Origin of the sequence: Planococcus sp. ISL-110 (genome assembly GCF_018613575.1) — a bacterium.
Lineage (GTDB): Bacteria > Bacillota > Bacilli > Bacillales_A > Planococcaceae > Planococcus.
Genome location: NZ_JAGGPX010000037.1, coordinates 56733 through 80696, shown reverse-complemented (window position 1 = coordinate 80696; position 23964 = coordinate 56733). Strand labels below are relative to the sequence as shown.

Below are 23964 nucleotides of genomic sequence, written 5' to 3'. Positions count from 1 at the left end.
TCCGACTTCCTCCCTGGGAATTGCCTACTCTAGATCTACTGAAGCCAATTTGTCAGAACCTGTTGGATGTGCTTTGAAATTGATTACGTTATTCCCACCAGCCAATAGCGGTGTAGAATGCGCAAGCGGAACCCAAGGAGCATCTTCATGTATGATTTCCTGAGCTTCCATATACAACTCATTTCTCAAATCTTCATCCACTTCTGATTGTGCCTGGATCAGGATATCGTGCAATTCCTGATTTTCATAATACGTGTAGTTGTTTGTGCCGACATTATCTTGGTCTAGCAACGCATAAAGGAAATTATCGGCATCGCCGTTATCGCCAGTCCATCCCAACAGGAATGCATCAGCTTCTCCGTTTGCAGCTTTTTCAAGGTAAGTCGCCCACTCGAATGACACGATTTCAGCAGTTACGCCGACATCAGCCAAGTTCTTTTGAATGGCTTCTGCCACTTTTTGGCCATCCGGCATATACGGGCGTGGAACCGGCATTGCATAAAGTTCCATTTCAAATCCGTCTTCAAGACCTGCTTCAGCCAATAATTCTTTTGCACGTTCAGGATTGTAATCATAACCTTCGATGCTATCGTTATATCCACTGATTACCGGCGGAATCGGATTTTTCGCCACTTCTGCACGGCCTTCGTAAAATGCATCTACAAGCGCCTGCTTGTCGATAGCATGGTTAATCGCCTGGCGTACTTTAGGATCGTCAAATGGCTCACGTGTAACGGTCATCCCAAGGTAGCCAACGTTCATCGATGGACGTTCAAACAACTGAAGATTCTCATCTCCTTCAATTGTCGAGGCATCAGAAGGTGTGATTCCGTCTGCCAAATCAATTTCTCCTGATAATAAAGCGTTTAAACGAGCTGAGTTATCTGGAATCGCGCGGAATACCACTTGATCCAATTTCGGTTCGCCTTCCACCCAATAATCATCGAACTTTTCGATTGTAATAGTATCGTTGCGTTTCCATTCAACAAATTCGAATGGGCCTGTTCCAACAGGATTGTCACCGAAAGTATCGCCTGCTGCTTCAAATGCAGTTGGCGAGGCAATCGCAAACGGGCTCATTGCCAGGTTTTTAAGGAATGGTGCCTGTGGGCGATTCAAAGTGAACGTAACTTCATAATCGCCTGTTGCTTCAACAGAGTCGATAACATGCCCTTCTTCATCACCATATCCACCGAACATGGAACCGTAATAAGGGAATTGCTCTCCGTCACCAGCTGCCCAACGCTCAAAGTTCTGGACTACTGCTTCTGCGTTGAAATCTGTGTCGTCATGGAACTTAACGCCTTCTTCCAATGTGAGGGTGTACGTCAATCCATCTTCAGAAGCTTCCCAATCTGAAGCTAGTCCAGGTTCAATTTCTGTATCCTGTTCACCAAAGTTCACTAGCGTATCAAAAATGTTTTTCGTTACTTTAAAAGATTCGCCATCTGTGACTGTAATCGGATCAAGAGAAACTGAATCGCCTCCGCGTCCAAAGATCAACACTTTGTCTTCTGTTGATTCGCCTTCGCTTCCACCTTCGCCTTCTTCTGATGCATTATCAGAACTACAGCCATAAAGCGCTGTCGATACTAATAAAAGCAGCAGGAATGCCCACGATAAGAATTTTTTCTTCCCCAAATTAACCCCTCCATTTTTTCTATTTATTATCATTGCGGCCTGGACTCTTCGTAAAGATGACAGGCAACAGAATGACCTTTCTCAACCTCCGCAAAAATCGGTACAACTTTGGAGCAAATGTCCATTTTAAATGGACAGCGCGTATGGAACCTGCAGCCACTTGGTGGATTTGCCGGACTTGGAACATCTCCGGTAATGGCAACTTCTTCCCGGACAAATTCCGGATCCGGCACCGGTACCGCAGCCAACAAGGCCTGCGTATATGGGTGCAGCGGTTTTTCATACAAATCTTCAGTATTGGCAAGTTCTGCCATTTTACCGAGATACATGACACCCACGCGGTCGCTGATGTGGCGAACCACCCCTAAATCATGGGCAATGAAAATATAAGTCAGCTTCAGCTCTTTTTGAAGATCCTGCATCAGGTTCAGTACCTGTGCCTGAATCGAGACATCAAGCGCTGAGACGGGTTCATCTGCAATAATCAATTTCGGATTCGTCATTAATGCGCGCGCAATACCGATACGTTGCCTTTGGCCGCCACTGAATTGGTGTGGATAGCGCTTCGCATGGTAACTGCTCAAGCCAACAATCTCCAAAAACTCATGCACTTTCTTTTTACGCTCTTTCGGATCGCCTATGTCATGGACATTAAGCGGTTCCATCAGAATTTTTTCGATTGTATGGCGCGGGTTCAATGAAGCATAAGGATCCTGGAAAACCATTTGTATATCACGCCGTGCTTTGCGCATATCGTTGTTCGACAAACTGGTCAATTCCTGGCCATCGAATGTCACGGTGCCTTCCGTCGGTTCCAGTAAGCGCATCAGCATGCGCCCAGTTGTGGATTTCCCGCAACCGGATTCACCGACGATCCCTAAGGTCTCGCCTTCCTGTACAGTGAAGGATACATCATCCACCGCTTTGACATGGTTGCTGACCCTCCCTAAAATACCGGACTTGATCGGGAAATATTTTTTCAGCCCTTCAACTTTTAACAACGGTTCTGTCATGAGACTGTACCTCCTTTGGATCGAATAGGAAACAGCGTGTCTGGTGATTTTCCGCCGTTTGGTACAGCTCCGGGTTTTCATCTATGCAGCGGTCGAAAGCAAATTCACAGCGTTCTGCGAACTTGCAGCCTGTTTTGATTGTGCCCGGCTTTGGAACATTCCCCGGAATAGAATACAGGCGCTCTTTCTTGAAGCGCATATCCGGAACCGACTCCAGTAAGCCTCTCGTGTAAGGATGCTGCGGATCATTGAAAATGATCTGGACCGGGCCTTCTTCGACCACTTTTCCCGCATACATGACGACTACCCGTTCACAGGTTTCAGCCACAACCCCTAAATCGTGGGTAATCAATAGCACAGCTGTATTCAATCGCTCATTCAGGTTTTTGATAAGTTTCAGAATTTGAGCCTGAATGGTTACGTCAAGTGCAGTCGTTGGTTCATCGGCAATCAATACTTTCGGATCGCATAATAATGCCATAGCAATCATGACGCGCTGGCGCATGCCGCCTGACAGCTGGTGAGGATATTCCTTCATCAAGCCCTCCGGACGTGGCAAGCCCACCAGTTTCATCATTTCAATCGCGCGTTCTTGGACCTGTTTTTTTGACCAATCCCGTTTATGGATCTTGATCGCTTCGCGAAGCTGGTCTCCGATTGTAAATAATGGATTCAGCGAAGTCATCGGTTCCTGGAAAATCATCGCAATGTCATTGCCCCTGATTCCCCTCATTTCTTTCTCGGAAAATTTCGTCAAATCTTTATCTTGAAATAAAATTTCGCCTCCGGTGATTTTTCCTGGAGGACTTGGAACCAAGCCCATTATGGACAGCGAGGTGACACTTTTTCCGCATCCGGATTCACCAACAATACCGAGCACTTCGCCTTCTCGTATGTGAAAATCTACATTATCTACCGCTGGTATCTCTCCATCATCTGTAAAAAAGGACGTTTTCAAACCTTTGACGTCTAAGATGGTTTTGCGTTCATTCATGATGCTCCCCCTTTTGCACAAAAATGATTCAGAACATTCTCCTTCTTCCAATTATACGTAACATTATTATTAATGCAATATCTCTTTTTGAATTTGCTGGAAGTTTCAAGCACAGAAAAAGAGCCTCCAAGTTTTGGAGGCTCTTCAAAAGATCAATTAAAATGCTGAACTTGAAACAGGTTGTAATAAACACCCTGCTTATTCATCAGTTCAGTGTGTGTCCCGCTTTCGGCAAGTTTACCGTGGTCAATCACGAGAATTTGGTCTGCATGGGTGATGGTTGAAAGACGGTGTGCAACGATTAAAGTCGTCCGGTCATGCGCCAGACGTTCTAATGAATCCTGGATCAGCGCTTCGCTTTCAAGATCAAGTGCAGAAGTGGCCTCATCCAGAATCAGAATCGGCGGATTTTTCAGGAACACACGTGCAATCGCTACACGCTGTTTCTGTCCACCGGATAATTTCACTCCGCGTTCCCCTACTTTCGTATCATAACCTTCCGGAAGCTGTGAAATGAATTCGTCAGCATTTGCAGCTTTAGCTGCAGCAATCACTTCTTCATCCGTTGCTCCCGGTTTCCCCATCAGAATGTTCGCTTTTACGGAATCGCTGAAAAGAATGGAGTCCTGCAAAACTAAACCGATCTGGTCGCGCAATGTATGGGTCGTCACATCTCTAAGGTCGTGATCATCCATATAAATGCCACCACTTGTCACATCGTAAAAACGGGGGATCAGGGAAATGATGGTCGATTTCCCGCCACCGCTCATTCCAACAAAAGCTACAGTCTCTCCCGGTTTTACAGTAAAGTTCAAATCCGACAACACTTCTGTTCCTCCATCATTATAGTGGAAGGAGACATCGCGGAACTCCAGTTTGCCGTCGACTACTTTCAAGTCGTGTGCTTTTTCCTTGTCTGTCACATCGTAGTCTTCATCGATCAATTCAAAAACACGATCCATGGAAGCCAGTGACTGCACCAAAGTCGTCGAAGAGTTGACTAAACGGCGCAGCGGATTGTACAAACGTTCGATATACGCAATGAATGCCACCATGGTACCAAGTGTCAAATCCCCTTGGATGACCTGGTAACCAGCATATCCGATGACCAATAACGGCGCGACATCCGTAATGGTATTCACGACAGCGAACGCTTTGGCATTCCATTTAGTATGGTCGATCGCCTTTTCCAGAAACTGATCGTTGGTATCGTTGAAAATTTTCTGCTCATGCTTTTCGAGTGCAAAACTTTTGATGATGCTCATTCCCTGCACACGCTCATGCAGATAGCTTTGGACATTAGCCAAAGCCTGAGAGCGTTCACGTGTCAGGTCGCGCAGCCGGCCAAAGAAATACTTGACGCTGAATGCGTAAAATGGAAACGCCAGCAATGCAACGATAGTCAAGGACACGTCCATCGTCAGCATGATAATGATTGCGATGAGGATCGTCGCCAGATCCAGCCAGACGTTCATCAAGCCGATCATAACAAAGTTTTTAGTCTGTTCAACGTCATTGATAATCCGCGAAATGATTTCACCGGCACGCGTGTTGGCGTAATAGCGCAAACTCAGACGCTGCAAATGACCGTAAAGAAAGCCACGGATATCATAAAGGATTTTATTGCTGACATACTGTGCATAATATTGGCGGTAATATTCAATCGGCGGCCGCAGCAGGAAAAAGACAATCGCGGTTCCACCAAGCCATAGATACAGCTGCTCCAACTTTTCTGCATTTGACAATGCATCCGCTCCGATAATATCATCGATGACGATTTTAATCAGCAACGGAATAAAAAGCGGAATCGCAAATTTGAATATCCCGATAAAGATCGTCAGCGCAATTTGCCAATAATACGGTTTGACAAATTGCATATAGCGTTTCATACTACTCAAAACTTTCACTCCATTCTATTCAAAACGAAAAACCTGTTGGCAGGCAACAGGTTTTCATCTTAATCACGAATCCGGTTCAGTCTATGAAATTCATAGCGATCCGTCCATACTTCGATAAAGTCCTGGGCAAATGGCCCTCTGCGCTGTTTGATCCAGCCAATCAGCTTCTCCACATTTCGGTGAAGAATCTGATCAATCACTTCAGGATAACCCATTTGCCGCTTATGGTCTTCATATTCGTCTTCATCCAACAGCGTGTATGACATGTCTGGAAACACTTTTACATCCAAGTCATAATCGATGTATTTCAACGAGCCATTATTATAAACGAATGGAGAACTGACATTGCAATAATAATAAACACCGTCGTCTCGGAGCATACAGATGATGTTGAACCAATGTTCTGCGTGAAAATAACAGATTGACGGTTCGCGCGTCAACCAGGTTCGGCCATCGGATTCTGTCACCAGCGTCCGTTCATTTGCACCAATTACAATATTATTCGTACCTTTCAGTACAGTTGTTTCCTGCCAGACACGGTGGATTCGGCCGTTGTGTTTATAACTGTGGATTTGGATTGTTTCACCCTCCGCAGGAATCGCCATGTACCATCCCACCTTCTTGTCTAAGCCTTAGTTTATCTGCTATTTCAGTATTATATCAATCAATTCTGAAAACATACAGCAATAAGGCGGAAGGACCAAAGGATTACATGACGACTGATCGGCCACCATCAACAATAATCGTCTGGCCGCGGATCATATCCGAGTCAGAAGAAATCAGGAACAATGCTGCTTTGACCATGTCCTCAATTTCAACCATTCGGCCTGCCGGCGTGTTGACACGGGCATCGTTCAATAAGTCTTCTCGGTTCGGAAAATGTTTTAATGCTTCCGTGTCAAGCGCTCCGCCGGATACCGTATTGACGGCAATTCCGAGTGGTGCCAGCTCAACTGCCAAATACCGCGTAATGGATTCCACCGCCGCTTTTGAAACTCCTATCGTCGTATAATTTTCCAAGTAACGAATCGAACCCAGTGAACTGATGCCGATAATTTTGCCGCCTTTGTCCATCAGTCTTGCCGCTTCCTGAGCCCCAAATAGCATCGCTTTTGCATTGATATTCATCGTCCAGTCCCAATGGGATTCTTCCAATTCCATGATTGGGCGCAAAACACCTGATGCAGCATTGGATACGAAAACATCCAGGCGTCCAAATTCTTCTCGAATGGTCTCGAACATGCCGCGAAGCTTCTCGACATCCCCTACATTGGCACGGACCAACAGGGCTCTTTGTCCTCTTGCTTCAACTTCCTTTACGGTATCAAGTGCAGCAGTTTTACTGCGCGCGTAATTGACGACGATATCGTATCCCTGTTCTGCGAGAGCGATTGCCATCGCTTTGCCCAGGCCTCTGCTGCTGCCTGTCACCAATGCCACTTTTTGTTCTGCCATAATCATACATCTCCTCTTTGCTGTAAAGCTGTTTTCATTTTTTGGACCGGTCCTGCAATAGGCAATAAATCCAGTTCTTCTGAAGTCACCCATTTCATATGGCCGGGTGCAACTATATTTTCACTGTCGGCGATAAAGCCATCCACGTTCCATGTTAAATGAGAAAAGACATGTTTGAAAGAAGTAATTTTCTCAGCTTTGTCTACACTGCCTTTCAAGCTTTCCGACAGCTGTTCTTCAATTTCGAGCGGCAGTACATCTGCTGCCGTTTCGAGCATCGGAAATTGCCACATATTCGCAAGCAGTCCAGTTGCCGGACGCTGTTCCAACAGCAGCCTATTGTTGTTGCGGATAGCCACCATTGCGTATTGCAATGACTTTGTTTTTTTCGCTTTTGTTTTGATCGGCAGTTCGTGCTGCTTTCCTTCGTGAAATGCGGCGCAATGCTCACGCACAGGGCACAACAGGCATTTCGGGGAAGTTGGGGTGCAGATCAAAGCACCCAATTCCATCAATCCTTGATTAAATGAAGAAGGATCTTCATGGCTGATGATTTCTGTGACTGCTTCTTCGAAGATTTTACGGGTTTTCGGCTTTGCAATATCTTCTTCAATCAGTAGGATACGGGACAATACACGCATGACGTTACCGTCTACTGCATGTTCTGGAACGCCGTAAGCTATGCTCAGTACTGCTCCAGCTGTATAAGGTCCGACCCCTTTTAAAGATGAAATCTCTTTGCGGTTATCAGGGACGATCCCACCATAATTTTCAGCCACTTCTTTGACCCCCGCCTGAAGATTGCGTGCCCGGGAGTAATAACCCAGTCCTTCCCACTGCTTCAATAGGATTTGTTCATCAGCTTCCGCCAAGTCCTTCAAAGTGGGAAATTTTTCGATAAAGCGTTTATAATAAGGAATAACCGTATCCACTCGGGTTTGCTGCAGCATGATTTCTGAAATCCAGATTTGATAAGGGTCTGCCGTACGCCTCCAAGGCAAATCTCTTTTCTCTGCTGCAAACCAGTTGATCAAGTCATCTTGAAATTGTGTTTTTTCTATTTTAATGGGGTTTTCCTCCGTTCAGCTTGATTATTCCAGTCGAATTTCGGGTATATACGAAAATGAGGAACAAGTTTATTTTAACAAAACTTTTCAGTTTTTTATAAAGAGAAACCTCAATCAGCGGAGCTCCCACTTGCAAAAGTGGGAGCTTGACCTGCCGTTAAAGCGGGATAAAATTAACTTCTTTAGAGAGGGGATGAGGCAATGGATACAGGTACTCATATTGTAATGGGCATTGCCCTGGGCGGCCTTGCAATGGCCGACCCGGCCGTCGCCAGCCACCCTGCCACCATGACTGCTGTTATTTCTGGCGTCATCATCGGTTCTTTGGCGCCAGATGTCGACACTGTTTTGAAGCTTCGCGACAACGCCGTTTATATCCGGCATCATCGGGGTGCTACCCATTCGATTCCCGCGGTGCTGCTATGGCCCCTGTTGATAGCAGGTGCATTATCTCTTATTTTTCCCGAAGCCAACCTGCTCCATTTATGGCTCTGGACTTTCCTGGCAGTTTTCTTTCATGTGTTTGTTGATATCTTTAATTCGTATGGGACTCAAGCGCTCAGGCCGATTTCCAATCGCTGGGTTGCACTTGGCGTCATTAATACGTTCGACCCCATCATTTTCGGGGCGCATGTGCTGGCGCTGACGATTTGGGCATTTGGTGCCAACCCCGTTTGGACCATAAGCATTCTGTATGTCACCATGTTTTTCTATTATATTGCAAGATTCGCCTTACAGGCAGCGATCAAGCAGGCTGTACGGAATACCATTCCTGGTGCTACTGAAGTTTTTGTAGCACCGACGATGCGCTTTTTCCACTGGCGTGTTGCTGCCAATACAGACCGTCACCACTACGTCGGCCGTGCTTATGGCCGGACCATCAACATCTATGATAAATTCATGAAAAAAGAGTTACCTGAAAACAAATTGATTCAAACAGCACTAAAGGACAAGAACATCGCTGCGTTCATTTCCTTCTCGCCATTATACCGTTGGGAAATCAACGAGTATGGAGAAGTCTATGAAGTACGGCTGATCGATTTGCGTTACCGAAGCAATGATTATTATCCCTTTGTGGCTGTAGCCCATTTAGACAAGGAATACAAAATCATCAATTCCTATACCGGCTGGATTTTCAGTGAAGACAAGTTAAGAAAAAAACTGGACTTCAGCCATAATTAGAAAACGCACACCCCAGGGTGCGCGTTTTCTTTTTTGAAGTTAAAGAAAGTGTAGGGTTTTAGTTCTGTATTTAGTGTCCAGACTGCAGCGCCCAGCTCTTTGGGTCATAAGTCATTCCAGCTGTGCGGCAAAGAGCGCCACTTCGCTGATCTGCTTTATGCCCGTCAGAGCTATACGGGCGCTTCCGCTTTTCTTTTAGTCCTTCAGTAAATGTGCGTATTTTGGATTGGTGCTGGCAAATTCGTGGATTTTATCGCCATAGCTGTCAATCCATTGGCGCATCACTTTCTCGACGACCGCTGTGCCCTGATAATCGTATCCTGCTTTCGCATAGGACGATTCAAAATCAGAAGCGAGCAATTCGATCCATATGCGTGCTTTTTCTTCCGTTAAATTCGGATTCTTTTCCAGTAACTCGATTGTCAGTTGTTCAATAATCTCTTTCATCCGTTTACTTCCCTTCCTTCAACGGGCGCAGCATGGAAATCGGCAGCGCCTCCGTATGTTTTTTTCCACCCATCCGGTATCCCCATGCAAACAGGCCTTTTAAGTAATCGATTTGAAAATAAACATTGGGGTCTCCCTCGATCCGGTACACTTCGCCTTTTTTAAAATCAGCAGGGTCAATTAGATAAGCTGCAGCCATCATGGCTTTTCGTTCCAGCACTGCAAACTCATTGACGATGCCCAATTGTTCAGCTTTTCTGGCTTTTTCTTTCAGACGCGCAATTTCTCCGCGAAGTTCATGTTCAGTCATATCACTGTAACGCTTTTCTTCAGTCATCTTCAAGCTCCTTTTTATCCAGGTATTCATTGATCACTTCACCAGGAAAACCTTTTTGGTATAGTCCTTGTTTAACTTTTGATTTCAAATCATAGCCTGTCAGCTTTGAACTGTGCTTACGCCACAATTTGTCTCCCTGTTCCGTGACAATCTCCAACCATTGATCGTCGTCTTTTTCAAGGTCCAGTTCTTCAATCGCCAGTTTGATCAGCGAATAATTATAGCCTTTTCTAAGTAAAGTATCGCTGATTTTCTGATGGATTTGGCTTGGTGTTTTCATCTTTTCTTTGATGGCAATTTTTTCTGCAAGGCCTTTGGCAATTTCCAATTGCTCTTCTTCGGAATAGGAATCCAGAACGTCTTTTTGCATCTGCTTGTCAATCCCTCTCTTTTGCATATCCTGCTGGATTGCACGCGGGCCTTTTTTGCCTGAGTTGATTTGTGTCCGCATCAGCGCCTCAGAAAATTGCTGGTCATCCAGAAAGTTATGGGTATACAATTTCTTGATGGCTTCATCTATTACGGCATCACCGTATTCTTTTTCTTTCAGCTTTTGGCGTACTTCCCCTTCACTTCTCATACGGAATCCAAGGTAAAATAAAGCTTTGTTATAAGCTTTTCGGACTTCATCTTCAAAATTGATTTCTTCGATGGTCCATTGGTCCAGCTCTTTCCCTTTTGTGAGCTGATGCCTGACAAGCACCGCTTCATCCACGCTAAAAGCATACTTATCTTCAAAGAAGATATTATACCTTTCAGGGTTTTTCTTTCCCTGTGTGATTTTTGAAATAATCGGCATTTACTGGCACCTCTCTTCTTCTCGTATTATACACCTTTAAAGCAAACAATGGCATAGCCTGACGCTTAAAAGGGTATGCTGTATATATATTTGCCTTTTACACACCGCCTTGAACCGTCTCTTCCCGAAAGAGTTGGTGCAGCGGGGCAAGAGCATTGCATGTTAAAGAGCTGATTGGCGGGAAATCGATAGTTAAAGTCCATTTGCTCAACTTACATAATAAAACTGGAGGCGTTGAAGATGAAAATAGCAATTACTGGCGGAACTGGATTTGTAGGCAGAGAATTGACCCGCTTGCTGCTGGATAGAGGCGATGAAGTCTATATTTTAACAAGGAATCCAAAAACCACTGCCGATAAAGTTACATATGTCAAATGGCTGACTAAAGATGCCACACCTGAAAGACAACTGGAAGGCGTAGATGCCTTTGTCAATTTAGCTGGTGCTTCCATAAACGATGGCCGCTGGAGCGAAGAACAGAAAAAACTGATTTACACAAGCCGTATGGGCGCCACCAACGAATTGCTGCGGATCATCCACAACCTGGAGCAGAAACCGAAAGTCCTTGTGAACGCCAGCGCCATCGGAATTTATCCGCCCTCTGAAACCGTTACGTATACAGAAGCTTCCGCCGATCGGGGCTCTGATTTTCTGGCACAAACTGTACGCGATTGGGAAATTTTAGCCGCCAGAGCGGAAGAAGAAGGCTTGCGGGTAGCGTTCGGCCGATTTGGCATCATTCTTGGAAAAGATGAAGGCGCTCTGCCGCTGATGGCATTGCCATACAAACTTTTTGCTGGCGGCACAGTCGGTTCCGGCAAACAATGGCTGTCATGGATCCATGTGAAAGACACGGCACGGGCTTTGATTTTTGCGATCGATAACAATCAGTTGAGTGGTGCATTTAATGTTGCAGCTCCACAGCCAAAGCAAATGAAGGATTTCGGCAAAGAAATTGCGCACGCGCTCGGCCGGCCCCACTGGATCCCGGTTCCTTCATTCGCATTGAAAACGGCACTCGGCGATAAAAGCCAGTTGGTTCTTGAGGGACAACGGGTCCTGCCCACGGTCCTTGAACAGCATGGTTTTCAATTCAAGTTTCCCAATTTGCGATCGGCACTGGCTGATATCTATAAATAGGGCTATAATGGGGGGATGATTAACTGAAGGACGTGATATCCATGAACGATAAACCCATTATTGAAGAAGGCCAAAAGTTTCCGATGACCATCAAACGGCTCGGTATCAACGGCGAAGGCATTGGCTATTTCAAACGCAATGTGGTATTTGTACCGGGAGCTTTACCTGGCGAGGAAATTACTGCGCAAGTGACGGTAGTCAAGCGCAATTTTGCAGAAGCCCGCATCGTCAAAATGCGTACCGCTTCTCCTCACCGCCAGACACCGCCCTGCCCGATCTACGAAGCATGCGGTGGCTGCCAATTGCAGCATATGACCTATGACCAGCAACTGGTTGAAAAACGGGATCTCATCATGCAGGCATTGGAACGGTACTTGAAAGGTACAAAAGTCCAAGTCGAGAAAACCATCGGTATGGAAGATCCATGGCATTACCGCAATAAAAGCCAATTCCAGACACGCCTGAAAGGCACGAAAGTCATCGCTGGCTTGTTCGCGGAAGGCTCCCATCAACTTTTGGATATTGAACAATGCATCGTGCAGCATCCGGATACCACAGTGATTACGAATGCGGTCAAACGTATTCTGGAAGAATTGAAAATGCCGATCTACGATGGCAAGACGATGAAGGGCATCATCCGTACCATCGTTGTCCGCACCGGCGTAAAGACCGGTGAAATTCAATTGGTTTTGGTGACAACGCGCTCAAAGATTCCGCAAAAAGAATTATTGCTTGAACGCCTGAAGAAAATTGACACCAACTTGGTATCCATCGTCCAGAATATCAACAAAGAAAAAACTTCCCTGATTTTTGGCGAAGAAACCGTTACCTTATTCGGTAAAGATACCATCCGTGAAGAGCTGGGTGAATTGGCATTCGATTTGTCGGCACGTGCCTTTTTCCAGCTCAACCCGACACAGACCGTTCATTTGTACAATGAAATCAAACGCGCCGCTGAGCTGACAGGCCAGGAAAAAGTCGTCGATGCCTATTGCGGCGTCGGTACCATCGGACTATGGCTGGCAGACAGTGCCAAGGAAATCCGGGGAATGGACGTTATCCATGAAAGTGTGGTCGATGCAAAAGCCAATGCCAAAAAACAGGGCTATGACGCGAAGTATGTGACTGGTACAGCTGAAAAATGGCTGGAGCTCTGGAGCAATGAAGGATTTGTTCCTGACGTGCTGACGGTTGATCCACCACGCACAGGCCTAGCTGATTCACTGTTGGAAACCATCTTGAAAGTAAAGCCGAAACGCTTTGTCTATACGTCTTGCAACCCTTCCACACTGGCAAAGGATTTGCAGCAATTGACCAAAATCTACCGGATCGAATATATCCAACCGGTCGATATGTTCCCGCAGACCGCGCAAGTGGAATCGGTAACGAAGTTAGTATTAAAATGAGAAAAGCGGAAGCGACCGTTTAGCGCTGGAAGCCTTACCGGTAATGGTGGGCTTTGCCATTGCTGGTAAGACTGAAGCGACTTGAGGTGCTGGAGTTTGGACACTAAAAAAAAGCTGGACCAGAGACTGCTAGTCTCTGGTCCAGCTTTTTTATCGGCTTGCTTTATACTGCATGTGCTTTTTTCACATTGCCTTTCAGCGCAATCAGCATCAAAATCAGCATTAAAATTCCGGAGATCAGCAGCAGGAAGCTGAGTCCCCCCGAGTATTCAATAAACAATCCACCCAGCGATGGTCCCGCCAGGCTTCCTATACTAAAGGCGATACCACACAACAAATTGCCCGTTGGCAATAAATCTTTCGGCATCAAATCCGCCATGTAAGAAATGCCCAGCGAAAACGTGGAACCGACAAACATGCCGGCCAGTGCAAAGAATCCTACGGTTAGCCAGGCATTTGATTCGTAAAAGCTCGCAATTGCAAATACAGCCGATCCACCTGCCAGAATCAGCAACAACACTTTCCTTCTGCCAATCCGATCACTTAAATTTCCGAGCGGCAGTTGTGTCGCAATCGCTCCTAGTGAAAAAGCAGCCAACATGATGGAGACCATTCCTACTTCCAGCGATTGCCGCAAGGCGTAAACTGGATAGATGGCATGGAGTGAGGCTTCCAGAAAGCCATAGCCCAACGGTGGCAGAAATGCGACCCAAGCAATGATCAGTGCAGCTTTAAAACGCCCCAACGTTCCTTTTGCAGTCATGGACGCTCCCGAAAATTCCGGAAAGTCGTTCTTCAACAGAAAGACCAATGACCAGGCCACCAGACACAGCAGCCCTGAGACGATAAACGGCAACGATTCAAATACTTCAACCAGCGGCACAAAAAGCGGGCCTGCTCCAAAACCGATGCTGAACGACATTCCATAAATAGCAATATTGCGCCCCAGCCGGTGCTGTGGCGACGTGCTGGTGATCCAGGTTTGCGTTGAAAAATGAAGGGCCTGATCGCCGATCCCGATTAAAATGCGGAGCACGAACCAGAACAAGACCGATTTCCACAACGGAAAAAGCAGAAGGGACAGGATAACCAATCCCCCTCCCACTAGAATTAAAGGCTTATAGCCGAACTTTCGCAGCTGGGGTTCCATGAATGGTGCGATCACTAACGTTCCCACATATAAACCGGTGGCGCTCAAACCATTCAACGTAGACGAAACGCCATCCTGCTCAAAAATAACCGCTATCAGCGGCAGCAGCATCCCTTGAGAAAAACCGGATATGGAGACAATGGCCACCAAAACCCAAAACCGGCCACGGTCACTTTTCAAAAAACTTTTCATGATGCCTCCCCGAACAAGCACGTTCTTTTGTATTTAATAAGAATTCAGATACAATTCTAACATAGGAGGCGTTAACAGATGAATTATTCAATGAACAAAGACGGCTTTACCGGGCATTTGCCTTTTGGTGAGCTCGAAATTTCGAGCAATGAAGAGTACGGCTTCCGTCCGTATCAATTACTGGTTTCATCACTGGCAGTGTGCAGCGGTGGAGTCATGAGAAAAGTGCTTGATAAAATGAGAATGCCTGCTGAAGATATTCAAATCGAGGTTAAAGAGATTGTGCGCAATGAAGAAGAAGCTGATCGGGTTGAAAAAGTTCATTTTCACTTTATCGTCACTGGGGAAATCAATGAAGAAAAAATGCCCCGCATCTTGGAATTGACCCGAAAAAACTGTTCGATGGTGCAGTCGGTCCAGGATTCTATTGAAATCATTGAAACCTTCGAAATCCGTTAATCATCATAAAAGGCTCATACCGTATCTGATGTCAGATTGCGGATGAGCCTTTTACATTTTATATACAGTTAAGTTATTTTTCATAGTCCCATTTCCGGCTAAGACACCGATGAAATGTGCGAACCCCCTCCTTTTGAATTTCCTGATGTTGTGGTTTGGTTTCGCTGATTCCCTTCGGCCTCCCTTCTCTTTTGATTAAGCTTAATTTAACACAAACTTTATATTAAGTAAATATTCAAAATAGACTAACTAGTAAAATAATTAGTTCTACCTATAGTTATTGAAATCGTCTCCATTATCCGTTACGATTAACATGCGAAATGAGGTGTACCAATTGGGAAAATCCATTACCAACAAAGAACAGCAGGTTTCTTATATGAAACAGCGCTTGAATATGTTTTTGGAAGTATTAGATGCTATTGAACCTGAAAACACAGAACTTGAAGATATTGATCGCTTAATCGCGATGGTTGATGACTTGGACGACAAGATGAAACAGTTCCAGGGCCGTCCAACTGAAGAAGAGTAAGCAAAAATCCGTTGCCGGTCCAGCAGCGGATTTTTCTTTTGTCCTTCAATATAGGATTTCCAGCTCTTTGATCTGAAGAAAGCATGGTAAAATACAGGATAAACAGACTCCTAACGTTTTGCTCCAGAAGTCAGGGCCTTTACAGAAAGCTTTATTCCGGATTTGTCCGGCTGAAACAAATTTCAGGGAGGACAGGTGGCATTTATGACATTTTTTAAAACACATATCGAATTGATTGCTTCGATTATTTCAGGGATTTTAATTGTCATCGCCTTCACGTTGGAAACCCAACAATATCTCACCTATTCGGTCATTACCTATTTGTTGGCATTTGGAATTGGCGGCTATGCCAAAGCCAAATACGGCATAATGAAAACACTTGAAGATGGGCAGCTGAACGTTGAAATCCTGATGATTTTAGCAGCGGTAGGCTCTTCCATCATTGGCTACTGGACAGAAGGGGCCATCCTAATTTTCATCTTCTCCTTAAGTGGAGCACTGGAAACTTATACGATGAACAAAAGCCGGAAAGAAATCACTTCCTTAATGGAAATGCAGCCCGAAGCCGCTTGGCTGATTAAAGAAGGGCAAACCGTGCGGGTCCCTCTCGAAGAACTGGCTACAGGCGACCTTATTGTGGTAAAGCCCGGCGAACGGATACCAGTGGATGGGGTTTTGTCCATTGGCCAAACCGCCGTAGACGAGTCCGCAATCAGCGGCGAAGCCCTTCCTGTTTCAAAATATGAAAAGGATGAAATGTATGCAGGAACGGTCAATCTGTCTGGCGCCATCACTATGGAAATGACCAAGCCCAGCTCTGAAACCATGTTCCAGAAAATTATCGATCTGGTTCAATCGGCACAAAGTGAGAAATCCCCTTCCCAGCAATTTATTGAACGCTTCGAAGGCCGCTACGTAAAAGTTGTACTCATCACTTTCGTGCTCATGTTGTTTGTGCCCCATTATCTTTTCGGTTGGGATTGGAATACGACATTTTATCGCGCCATGGTCCTGCTGGTCGTAGCTTCTCCTTGTGCTCTTGTCGCCTCTATCATGCCTGCCACACTTGCTGCCATTTCCAACGGAGCTAAAAGCGGCATTATTTTCAAGGGCGGCATGCATCTCGAGAATTTAAGTGTGGTTCAAGCCATTGCTTTTGATAAAACCGGCACATTGACACGCGGCCAGCCCGAAGTCACTGATTTTGTCATTCGAAAAGGAGCGGATCCTCAACTCGCGATGGCCAGAATCGCTGGAATCGAGTCTCAATCCAATCATCCGCTAGCCAAAGCCATCAATGATTTTATCGTGTCAAAAGGGATTGTTCCGTTGGCGAACCTTTCCATTGAAGATGTCCCGGGCAATGGCTTAAAAGCCACCATCGACCAGGAAGAATTCCTGGTCGGTAAACCTAAGTTTGTAGATGAACAACTGGCAGAGGCTTTTGAAAATGGACTATTGACGAAACTGGCCAACCAAGGAAAAACAGTCACGTTCGTTCGGGACAGTCAAGGAATCCTTGCCGCTATGGCATTGAAGGATACAGTCCGTGATATCACCAAATCGACAATTGAAGAATTACAAAAAGCAGGTATCTACTGCATCATGCTGACAGGTGATAACCGCAAAACGGCAGCTGTTATTGCCAAAGAAACAGGGGTCGATGATTACATCGCTGAATGCCTGCCCGCCGATAAAGTACAAGAGCTGAAAAAGCTGATGGAAAAGTATAAATATGTGGCAATGACGGGTGACGGCATAAATGATGCTCCTGCTCTGGCGACGGCGACAACAGGCATCGCTATGGGCGCTGGAACTGATATTGCTTTGGAGACTGCTGATGTTATCCTGATGAAAAACGACTTATCGCGCATTGCCTATTCGATCCGCCTTTCCCGCAAAATGCAGCGCGTCGTTAAACAAAATATCTTCTTTTCAGTTGCTGTCATCATTCTTTTGATCATTTCAAACTTTTTCCAAACCATCACGCTGCCAATTGGCGTAATCGGCCATGAAGGCAGCACAATTCTGGTCATTCTAAATGGCTTGCGCATGCTCAATCGCAATATATAGCAAAAGGCACCCTGAATTATTGATCATTCAGGATGCCTTTTTTTTTATTAAAATGCCGTCGTTCTTTCATTACTGCGTTGATTTGGCCGCCAATTATCAATACCATGGCTGAAATATAAAGCCACAGCATCAGGATGATAACTCCACCGATACTGCCATAGGTAGCTGAAAAGTTGCCGAAATTGCTGATGTAAATCGAAAACAAATAAGAAGTCAACAACCAGCCAATTGCCGCAAATGCGGCGCCTGCCAAAACACTCATAATGTTCATCTTTACATTAGGTGCCAACCAATAGATGATGGCACAAGCAATAAATGTAATAATCACCGGGATTGTGAAACGGATTGCATTCCATAGAGCCAGAAATCCTTCTTCCAAGCCCAAAAATGAAAATATCAATAATCCAAGCTGCTCACCAAAAACAGGCAATGCCAAGGCAACTATTAAAATAAATATCAATAAGATCGTCATAATAATCGACATTCCCCGTGCAATGAGAAGCGGACGATTTTCTGTTACGTTATAGGAAAGATTCAAAGACTTGATCAAAGCATCCATGCCAAGACTTGCCGACCAGACAGTTGCAAATATACCGAATGACAATAATCCGCTGTTTTGGTTCGTCAAAATTTCTTCGAGGGTGCTCTCGATCAATACATAAACCTCTCCTGGCACTACTTCTTCCATGAAGCTAAAAACCTCATCTTGCGATAAAGACATATATGGCAATAGGGTAACCAGGAAAATCAGCAAAGGAAAAATTGACAAGAGGAAAAAAAACGCCAACTGTGCTCCAAGTCCTGGCACGTCGACGCCTTTAATCCGCTTCAGCAATTCTTTTAGAAAACCTTTTCCCGTGGTCACATCATAAGTGACCGAATATACACGGACTTGGCCTTTGTCCACTTGCTGTCCTGCAGGTTTGCTGGGAGTAATCGGCTTATGACCGATTCCCAGAATTTGAGTTCGTGCCGGATTGATTGCTTTTCCCAGAATTATTATTTGATGTTGATGAATTATCGTTTGATTTTGAAGAAGAATTTTCATCATCCGTCAAAGAAGAAGTTGGAGATGGATTGTCTTCTTTAACAGCTGAAATTACATCGTCCTTCGTTTCAACAACTGCATTTTTCGTATCCATAAATGCCTCTTTTGTTTCCAACGCCATTTCCTTCACTTGCGGAGACATATCTTTCAACTCATTTACTTTGCTGCCTACATAAGAAGCATCTTCAGAAATGCGTGAATACAAATTTTGCGCTCTTTCAGCTTGGTGCTGGAAAGCCTGTACCAGTTCATCTTTATTTGAAGCATAATATTTAGCATTGTTAGTTGCTTTTTTTGATTTTTGTACAACATCATTTCTCGTGTTTTTGTCAAGTAGTGAGATAATAACCCCCACTGCTGCTCCTACTAATAAACCTGTCATCAATTTGTTTTGGCTCATCCTAAATTCCTCCCAATATAAAATATAATTTTCACATCTCTTAGGAATTTTCCCTAATCTTTGAAAATCTAAACACTTATGCATAAGTTATTTTTAAAAAATAACTTGACTATATTGAAAAAATTTCGGAATATTATGTTTATAGGAGGTTTTAAGAAAGAAAAGGATATTGAAAAGGGGGAAAAATAATGGAACAGATCCAAGAATTATTGGGCACTATCAGCGGTTATGTTTGGGGACCGCCTTTATTGATTTTATTAGTAGGAACTGGAATTTTCTTGACTGTCCGCCTCGGAGTTCTGCAAATCCGTCTTTTGCCTTATGCATTGAAATTGGTCTTCACCAAAAATACGGACACGACCTCCAAAGGGGACATCAGCCATTTCCAGGCACTGTCAACCGCGATGGCAGCGACTGTCGGTACCGGTAATATTGTCGGAGTCGCGACAGCAGTCATTCTCGGCGGACCGGGTGCTATCTTCTGGATGTGGTTTTCTGCATTTTTCGGTATGGCCACCAAATACGGTGAAGCTATTCTGGCAGTCAAATACCGTGTAGTTGATGCCAAAGGCCAAATGGCCGGTGGACCCATGTATTACCTTGAGCATGGATTAAAACAAAAATGGCTGGCAGTCCTATTTGCTATCTTCGGCGCCATTGCTGCTTTTGGAATCGGAAACGGTACACAATCAAACTCTGTTGCTTCTGTTGTTCGTGATACATTCAGTGTTCCAACATGGATTACAGGAATCATTCTAACTATTTTCACTGCTTTGGTGTTGCTAGGCGGCATTAAGAGTATCGGCCGCGTGACTTCATTCTTTGTTCCTTTTATGGCATTGTTCTATATAATTGCAGGAATAATTATTATGATTTTCAATATGGAACTGATTCCAGCTGCTTTTGGCACGATTTTCAGTGCAGCATTCACAGGTGAAGCTGCAGTCGGTGGTGCAATTGGTGCCGCCATTCGCTATGGTGTAGCTCGAGGCGTCTTCTCTAACGAAGCAGGACTTGGTTCTGCTCCAATTGCAGCTGCTGCTGCAATCACAGATCTTCCAGGACGCCAGGCACTAGTTTCCATGACACAGGTGTTTTTCGATACAATCATCATTTGTTCGATCACAGGGGTCACAATCGTTATGTCTGGTCTTTATACTGATGAATCACTCGAAGGGGCTGCATTGACGACGGCTGCCTTTGAACAGTTCTTAGGAGGTGCAGGCCCGATCATTGTAGCGGTTGGTTTGATATTCTTTGCTTCTTCCACTATTATCGGCTGGTCTTATTACGGGGAGAAATGCTTCCAGTATTTGTTCAAGAATCCGGCATTGCTGATCGTTTATCGCGTCGCTTTCGTGCTGATGGTTTTCGTCGGGGCAACAGTTTCACTAGATGTTATCTGGACATTCTCTGATGTCATGAACGGTTTGATGGCGTTTCCGAACTTGATTGGACTTCTTGGTTTGTCCGGTGTTATTGTCTATGAGACAAAACGCATCATCGCCAAGATCAAAGAAGAAAAAGAAGCGGAACGGGCTGGCAATTGACATTACATTTGAATAGTGAAATGATAAAGCATACCCACCTGAAAGGCAGGAACTTATCATGGACTTATCAAAACAATCTCCAGAAAACGTCAGTTATATGATTGAAGAAATAAAAACGAAATTGCGCATGGTCAATGTGGATGCAATGAAAGCTGAACATTTCAACGCTTCACAATACGAAGACTTGCATGAACTGTATGAAATGGTTTCAACCCGAGACAAATTCAGTACAAGTGAAATGCAGGCCATTGCAACAGAACTTGGTTCATTGCGCAAATAAGGCAAACTGAAATCCCCTGAAGGATAATACTCCTTCAGGGGATTTTTTTGAATCGAGTCGCTTCGGAAGCCAGGTTCTCGGGTCATAAGCCAACCCGGCTGGCCAGTTGCAAGTGCCTAACTCTTCTGGTCATAAACCATTTCAGCTGCGTGGCAAAGTGCGCCACACTTCTGATCTGTCTTATGCCTGTCAGAGCTGACCAGGCACTTTCACTTTTCTTTCTGTGCGACTTAAACACGCCGCTTCGCCAGTCTGTCTTATGCCTGTCGAACCTTAACGGCTTCCTCAGCTTTTCTCTGTCCAGCTTCGGAAGCCAGGTTCTCGGGTCATAAGCCAACCCGGCTGTGCCAGTTGCAAGTGCCTAGCTCTTCTGGTCATAAACCATTTCAGCTGCGTGGCAAAGTGCGCCACACTTCTGATCTGGCTTATGCCTGTCAGAGCTGACCAGGCACTTTCACTTTTCTTTCTGTGCGACTTAAAACACGCCGCTTCGCCAGTCTGTCTTATGCCTGTCGAACCTTAACGGCTTCCTCAGCTTTTCTTTTCATACTGTACAATGTACCAGCCGCCTTCTTTTATGACGGTTTGGATGCTTAGCAATTCGAGACCTGCATTTTCTCCCCACTCGGCCAATTCTTCACGGGTCGGCAGGCGGTAGAGGTTATCAAACGATGAGAAAAAGCTGTTGAAGACATTGGCGAATGGTGGACTGTCGCTGTCTCCAGCAATTGGTGTCACTACTGACAATATGCCTCCCTCTTTTACCCAGCTGGCCAGTTCGGTAAAGAGGTTCTGGCGTTTTTCGAGGTCGATATAGTGGATAACGTTGTTCATCATGACCATTCCTTGTGGTTCGGCAGGTTTGTATTGCCAAAGATTGGCATTTTCAATGGAAATGTTCTTATTTTCCTTTGTCAGGTTCTTCGCGACTTCCGTAACAGCGGAGCTGATCTCGATTCCGGTAAAATGTGTATTAGGAAAACGTTCAGCCAGTTTTTTGATATAGCCGCCTTCTCCACAGCCGATATCCAAAACAGTATCGACATCTTTTCCTTTCAGTCGTTTTGACATCTTCGGCAAAGCCAGCACTTCCAGCAAACGGCTTGATTCGGCAACGGTTGGTGCATGCTTTTCTTCATCGAAATGCAGACGTTCCTGTTTGCGCATCATCTCCGGATAATTCAGCAATGTCGGAATATGCAGCTCCATCATTTCCTTCAGCAGCACACCCGAGGAGTTATTTCCTTTTGGTTTCGGCAGTTTCCAAGCATTCCATGTTTTGTAACGATCTCTCCCTGCTTCTTTCAGATGGCCGATTGATACTCCAACGTTCACCCACTGGTTCAGCAGATCTTCGTCCAATTGCAGGGCATCTGCTACATCAAATTTGGTTACCGGACGTTCGAAGGCTTTAAATAAATCCAATTCGTAGCCTACGTATGCATGCCAGCTGTATAAAAAAGGTTCATTGCGTTTCATGTACATTCTTGCTTTAAACATCTTCATGACATCTATCATCTGAGTCCCTCCGCTTTCCATGGATAGTCTTCTTCCGGTGTATAATATTTCATTTCTTTCGTGTTATCCGTCAAATCTGTCATGCGGACAGGCATAATGCCTCCTTGGATAAAGCGGTCATGGAAGTTTTCTTTCCACATGCCAAGCCCCGAAACATTCAGCATCTGCTTAAAATGGAGAATTGGATCCTCTTCCATACGTTCAAATGTACGCTGGCGTATATAGCTCACCGGTTTGAATGGAAATGAATAGGCAAGTGCCGCTAAATGGCTCAGTTGGATAACATGGTCGGCACGTTTGTAGCGGACAGTTTCATACCATTGTAAATTGCTTTCATCCATTTTCCCATCCTCAAACATGTCGGCCGTCAATTCTCCTAGAATATCGGCATCCTGAATCGCCATATTCATGCCTTCCCCTGCCATGGGATGGACAGCGTGGCTGGCATCGCCAATAATGGCCTTGTTGCCACGTACGTAGGAATTAGCATGATACATGACAGGTATCATCAACTGGATTTTTTTCCAATCCGTCAATCGCTGTACGTAGCCGTCTACTACAGGTGCCAGATCGGTATAGAGTTTATGAAAATGGCTGATCGGCTTTTCTTTCAACTTTTTATAATCCCCTGGGGGAATCAAATAAACACTTCGAACCTGATCATCAGGCAACGGAAAAAGACCCAGGAAGCGATTGTATGTGGAAATGATTTTTCCATCCGTAAAACTTTCGGCACGCGGAAAAGTGACTGTCAGAAAATGGTGGTTATAAGTGGTTTGCTTAACTTCGATTTCCATCGCTTTGCGTGTAACTGAAGAGCGACCTTCGGCACCAAAGAAAAACTGCGCCTCCACCTCGAATTTCTCCGTACCTTTTTGAAGCAAAGCCGTTTTTTCTCCGTAGCCTTTGCAGGCAGTGCCTTTCATGTAATGAAAGTTTTCGTATTCACATGCTGCTTTTAAAATCACTGATTTCAGTTCTTCGTGGTGCATCATGTATGCTGCATTATACTTGCCAGGCAACACGGTATAATCCATGAACGCTTGATCTTTCACTTGCAGAGAGCTCGAAAGTTCAAGCATATCCAATATTTTAATTTCATTTGAACGATCACATATTTTTTTATATAATCCTAGACCATCAAATACCTGCATACTTTTCGGCTGAAGAAGTTCTCCTTTATAAGTGGGCGCCTTAACAGCCATCCGTTCGGCGAGAACCACATCGATTCCGCGCTGCACCAACTTCAATGCAAGCGTCAATCCACCGATTCCACCTCCGCCGATGAACACGTCAGTTTTCATCTACCTCATCCCCTTCTTCCTCCTTACCCTTACTTTAGGATAGAGAAAACCCATTAAACCTCTCCGCCAAAAAAAAGAACCC

The 23964-nt window shown here is 45.0% G+C and carries 23 protein-coding genes; 8 read left to right on the top strand and 15 right to left on the bottom strand.

Annotated elements, in window-relative coordinates; all coding sequences use genetic code 11:
* Positions 1-24: 24 nt before the first annotated feature.
* The 7 genes from J7I83_RS17360 to mutY all read right to left on the bottom strand — a co-directional run bounded on the left by J7I83_RS17360 (position 25) and on the right by mutY (position 8062).
* The gene (locus J7I83_RS17360; RefSeq protein ID WP_215102821.1) at positions 25-1641 is read right to left on the bottom strand and encodes an ABC transporter substrate-binding protein; all 1617 of its coding nucleotides are present in this window, start codon (positions 1639-1641) and stop codon (positions 25-27) included.
* A gap of 29 nt (positions 1642-1670) precedes the next feature.
* Positions 1671-2654, bottom strand: a complete 984-nt coding sequence (locus J7I83_RS17355) for an ABC transporter ATP-binding protein (protein ID WP_215102819.1) — start codon at positions 2652-2654, stop codon at positions 1671-1673.
* A complete protein-coding gene (locus J7I83_RS17350; RefSeq protein WP_215102817.1) occupies positions 2629-3648 on the bottom strand; it encodes an ABC transporter ATP-binding protein in 1020 nt (339 codons plus the stop codon). The genes J7I83_RS17355 and J7I83_RS17350 overlap by 26 nt, the downstream gene beginning before the upstream one ends.
* Before the next feature lie 152 nt (positions 3649-3800).
* Complete coding sequence (locus tag J7I83_RS17345) at positions 3801-5546, bottom strand: ABC transporter ATP-binding protein (RefSeq protein ID WP_285228715.1); 1746 nt, start codon at positions 5544-5546, stop codon at positions 3801-3803.
* 59 nt (positions 5547-5605) lie between these two features.
* Complete coding sequence (gene ntdP, locus J7I83_RS17340) at positions 5606-6151, bottom strand: nucleoside tri-diphosphate phosphatase (protein WP_215102815.1); 546 nt, start codon at positions 6149-6151, stop codon at positions 5606-5608.
* Positions 6152-6254: 103 nt separating this feature from the next.
* Entirely contained in the window at positions 6255-7001 is a 747-nt protein-coding gene (gene fabL, locus J7I83_RS17335) for an enoyl-[acyl-carrier-protein] reductase FabL (RefSeq protein ID WP_215102813.1), read from the bottom strand.
* Positions 7002-7003: 2 nt separating this feature from the next.
* Positions 7004-8062 (bottom strand): A/G-specific adenine glycosylase, encoded by a 1059-nt coding sequence (gene mutY, locus J7I83_RS17330; RefSeq protein ID WP_215102842.1) that lies wholly within the window; start codon positions 8060-8062, stop codon positions 7004-7006.
* A 207-nt stretch (positions 8063-8269) separates the two neighbouring features.
* Between mutY and J7I83_RS17325 the strand changes: the two genes are divergently transcribed.
* The gene (locus J7I83_RS17325) at positions 8270-9250 is read left to right on the top strand and encodes a metal-dependent hydrolase (protein WP_215102811.1); all 981 of its coding nucleotides are present in this window, start codon (positions 8270-8272) and stop codon (positions 9248-9250) included.
* Positions 9251-9445: 195 nt separating this feature from the next.
* On the opposite strand, the gene J7I83_RS17320 is transcribed toward J7I83_RS17325, so the two are convergent.
* From J7I83_RS17320 to recX, 3 genes are read right to left on the bottom strand one after another with little or no spacing between them, the layout of a single operon-like run.
* Entirely contained in the window at positions 9446-9697 is a 252-nt protein-coding gene (locus J7I83_RS17320) for a YfhJ family protein (RefSeq protein WP_142829804.1), read from the bottom strand.
* Positions 9698-9701: 4 nt separating this feature from the next.
* A complete protein-coding gene (locus tag J7I83_RS17315; protein WP_215102809.1) occupies positions 9702-10034 on the bottom strand; it encodes a YfhH family protein in 333 nt (110 codons plus the stop codon).
* A complete protein-coding gene (gene recX / locus J7I83_RS17310) occupies positions 10027-10833 on the bottom strand; it encodes a recombination regulator RecX (RefSeq protein WP_215102807.1) in 807 nt (268 codons plus the stop codon). Before recX ends, J7I83_RS17315 begins: the two co-directional genes overlap by 8 nt.
* Before the next feature lie 240 nt (positions 10834-11073).
* Here recX and J7I83_RS17305 point away from each other — a divergent pair, with 240 nt between their 5' ends.
* Positions 11074-11973 carry a TIGR01777 family oxidoreductase gene (locus tag J7I83_RS17305; RefSeq protein ID WP_215102805.1) on the top strand — a complete coding sequence of 300 codons (900 nt, stop codon included), beginning with the start codon at positions 11074-11076 and terminating at the stop codon, positions 11971-11973.
* A gap of 41 nt (positions 11974-12014) precedes the next feature.
* Positions 12015-13379: a 23S rRNA (uracil(1939)-C(5))-methyltransferase RlmD gene (gene rlmD / locus J7I83_RS17300; protein ID WP_215102803.1), complete on the top strand. Its 1365-nt coding sequence runs from the start codon at positions 12015-12017 to the stop codon at positions 13377-13379.
* Positions 13380-13542: 163 nt separating this feature from the next.
* Here the strand turns inward: rlmD and J7I83_RS17295 are convergent, their stop codons facing one another.
* On the bottom strand, positions 13543-14721 hold the full coding sequence (locus J7I83_RS17295; RefSeq protein ID WP_215102801.1) for an MFS transporter: 1179 nt from the start codon (positions 14719-14721) through the stop codon (positions 13543-13545).
* A 78-nt stretch (positions 14722-14799) separates the two neighbouring features.
* Between J7I83_RS17295 and J7I83_RS17290 the strand changes: the two genes are divergently transcribed.
* From J7I83_RS17290 to J7I83_RS17280, 3 genes are all read left to right on the top strand, one after another.
* Positions 14800-15180, top strand: coding sequence for an OsmC family protein (locus tag J7I83_RS17290; RefSeq protein ID WP_215102799.1), 381 nt, complete (start codon positions 14800-14802; stop codon positions 15178-15180).
* A gap of 334 nt (positions 15181-15514) precedes the next feature.
* Positions 15515-15709, top strand: a complete 195-nt coding sequence (locus tag J7I83_RS17285) for an SE1561 family protein (RefSeq protein WP_215102797.1) — start codon at positions 15515-15517, stop codon at positions 15707-15709.
* A gap of 204 nt (positions 15710-15913) precedes the next feature.
* Complete coding sequence (locus tag J7I83_RS17280; protein WP_215102795.1) at positions 15914-17782, top strand: heavy metal translocating P-type ATPase; 1869 nt, start codon at positions 15914-15916, stop codon at positions 17780-17782.
* A 16-nt stretch (positions 17783-17798) separates the two neighbouring features.
* Here the strand turns inward: J7I83_RS17280 and J7I83_RS17275 are convergent, their stop codons facing one another.
* Positions 17799-18689, bottom strand: a complete 891-nt coding sequence (locus J7I83_RS17275; RefSeq protein WP_353048305.1) for a YihY/virulence factor BrkB family protein — start codon at positions 18687-18689, stop codon at positions 17799-17801.
* Between the two features lie 34 nt (positions 18690-18723).
* Positions 18724-19230: a YtxH domain-containing protein gene (locus tag J7I83_RS17270; RefSeq protein WP_215102791.1), complete on the bottom strand. Its 507-nt coding sequence runs from the start codon at positions 19228-19230 to the stop codon at positions 18724-18726.
* 188 nt (positions 19231-19418) lie between these two features.
* Here J7I83_RS17270 and J7I83_RS17265 point away from each other — a divergent pair, with 188 nt between their 5' ends.
* A complete protein-coding gene (locus J7I83_RS17265) occupies positions 19419-20780 on the top strand; it encodes an alanine/glycine:cation symporter family protein (RefSeq protein ID WP_215102789.1) in 1362 nt (453 codons plus the stop codon).
* Positions 20781-20838: 58 nt separating this feature from the next.
* Positions 20839-21060, top strand: coding sequence for a DUF1128 domain-containing protein (locus J7I83_RS17260; protein ID WP_215102787.1), 222 nt, complete (start codon positions 20839-20841; stop codon positions 21058-21060).
* 531 nt (positions 21061-21591) lie between these two features.
* Here J7I83_RS17260 and J7I83_RS17255 read toward each other — a convergent pair.
* Positions 21592-22578: a class I SAM-dependent methyltransferase gene (locus J7I83_RS17255; RefSeq protein ID WP_215102785.1), complete on the bottom strand. Its 987-nt coding sequence runs from the start codon at positions 22576-22578 to the stop codon at positions 21592-21594.
* On the bottom strand, positions 22575-23882 hold the full coding sequence (locus J7I83_RS17250) for an FAD-dependent oxidoreductase (RefSeq protein WP_215102783.1): 1308 nt from the start codon (positions 23880-23882) through the stop codon (positions 22575-22577). Before J7I83_RS17250 ends, J7I83_RS17255 begins: the two co-directional genes overlap by 4 nt.
* Between the last annotated feature and the right edge of the window lie 82 nt (positions 23883-23964).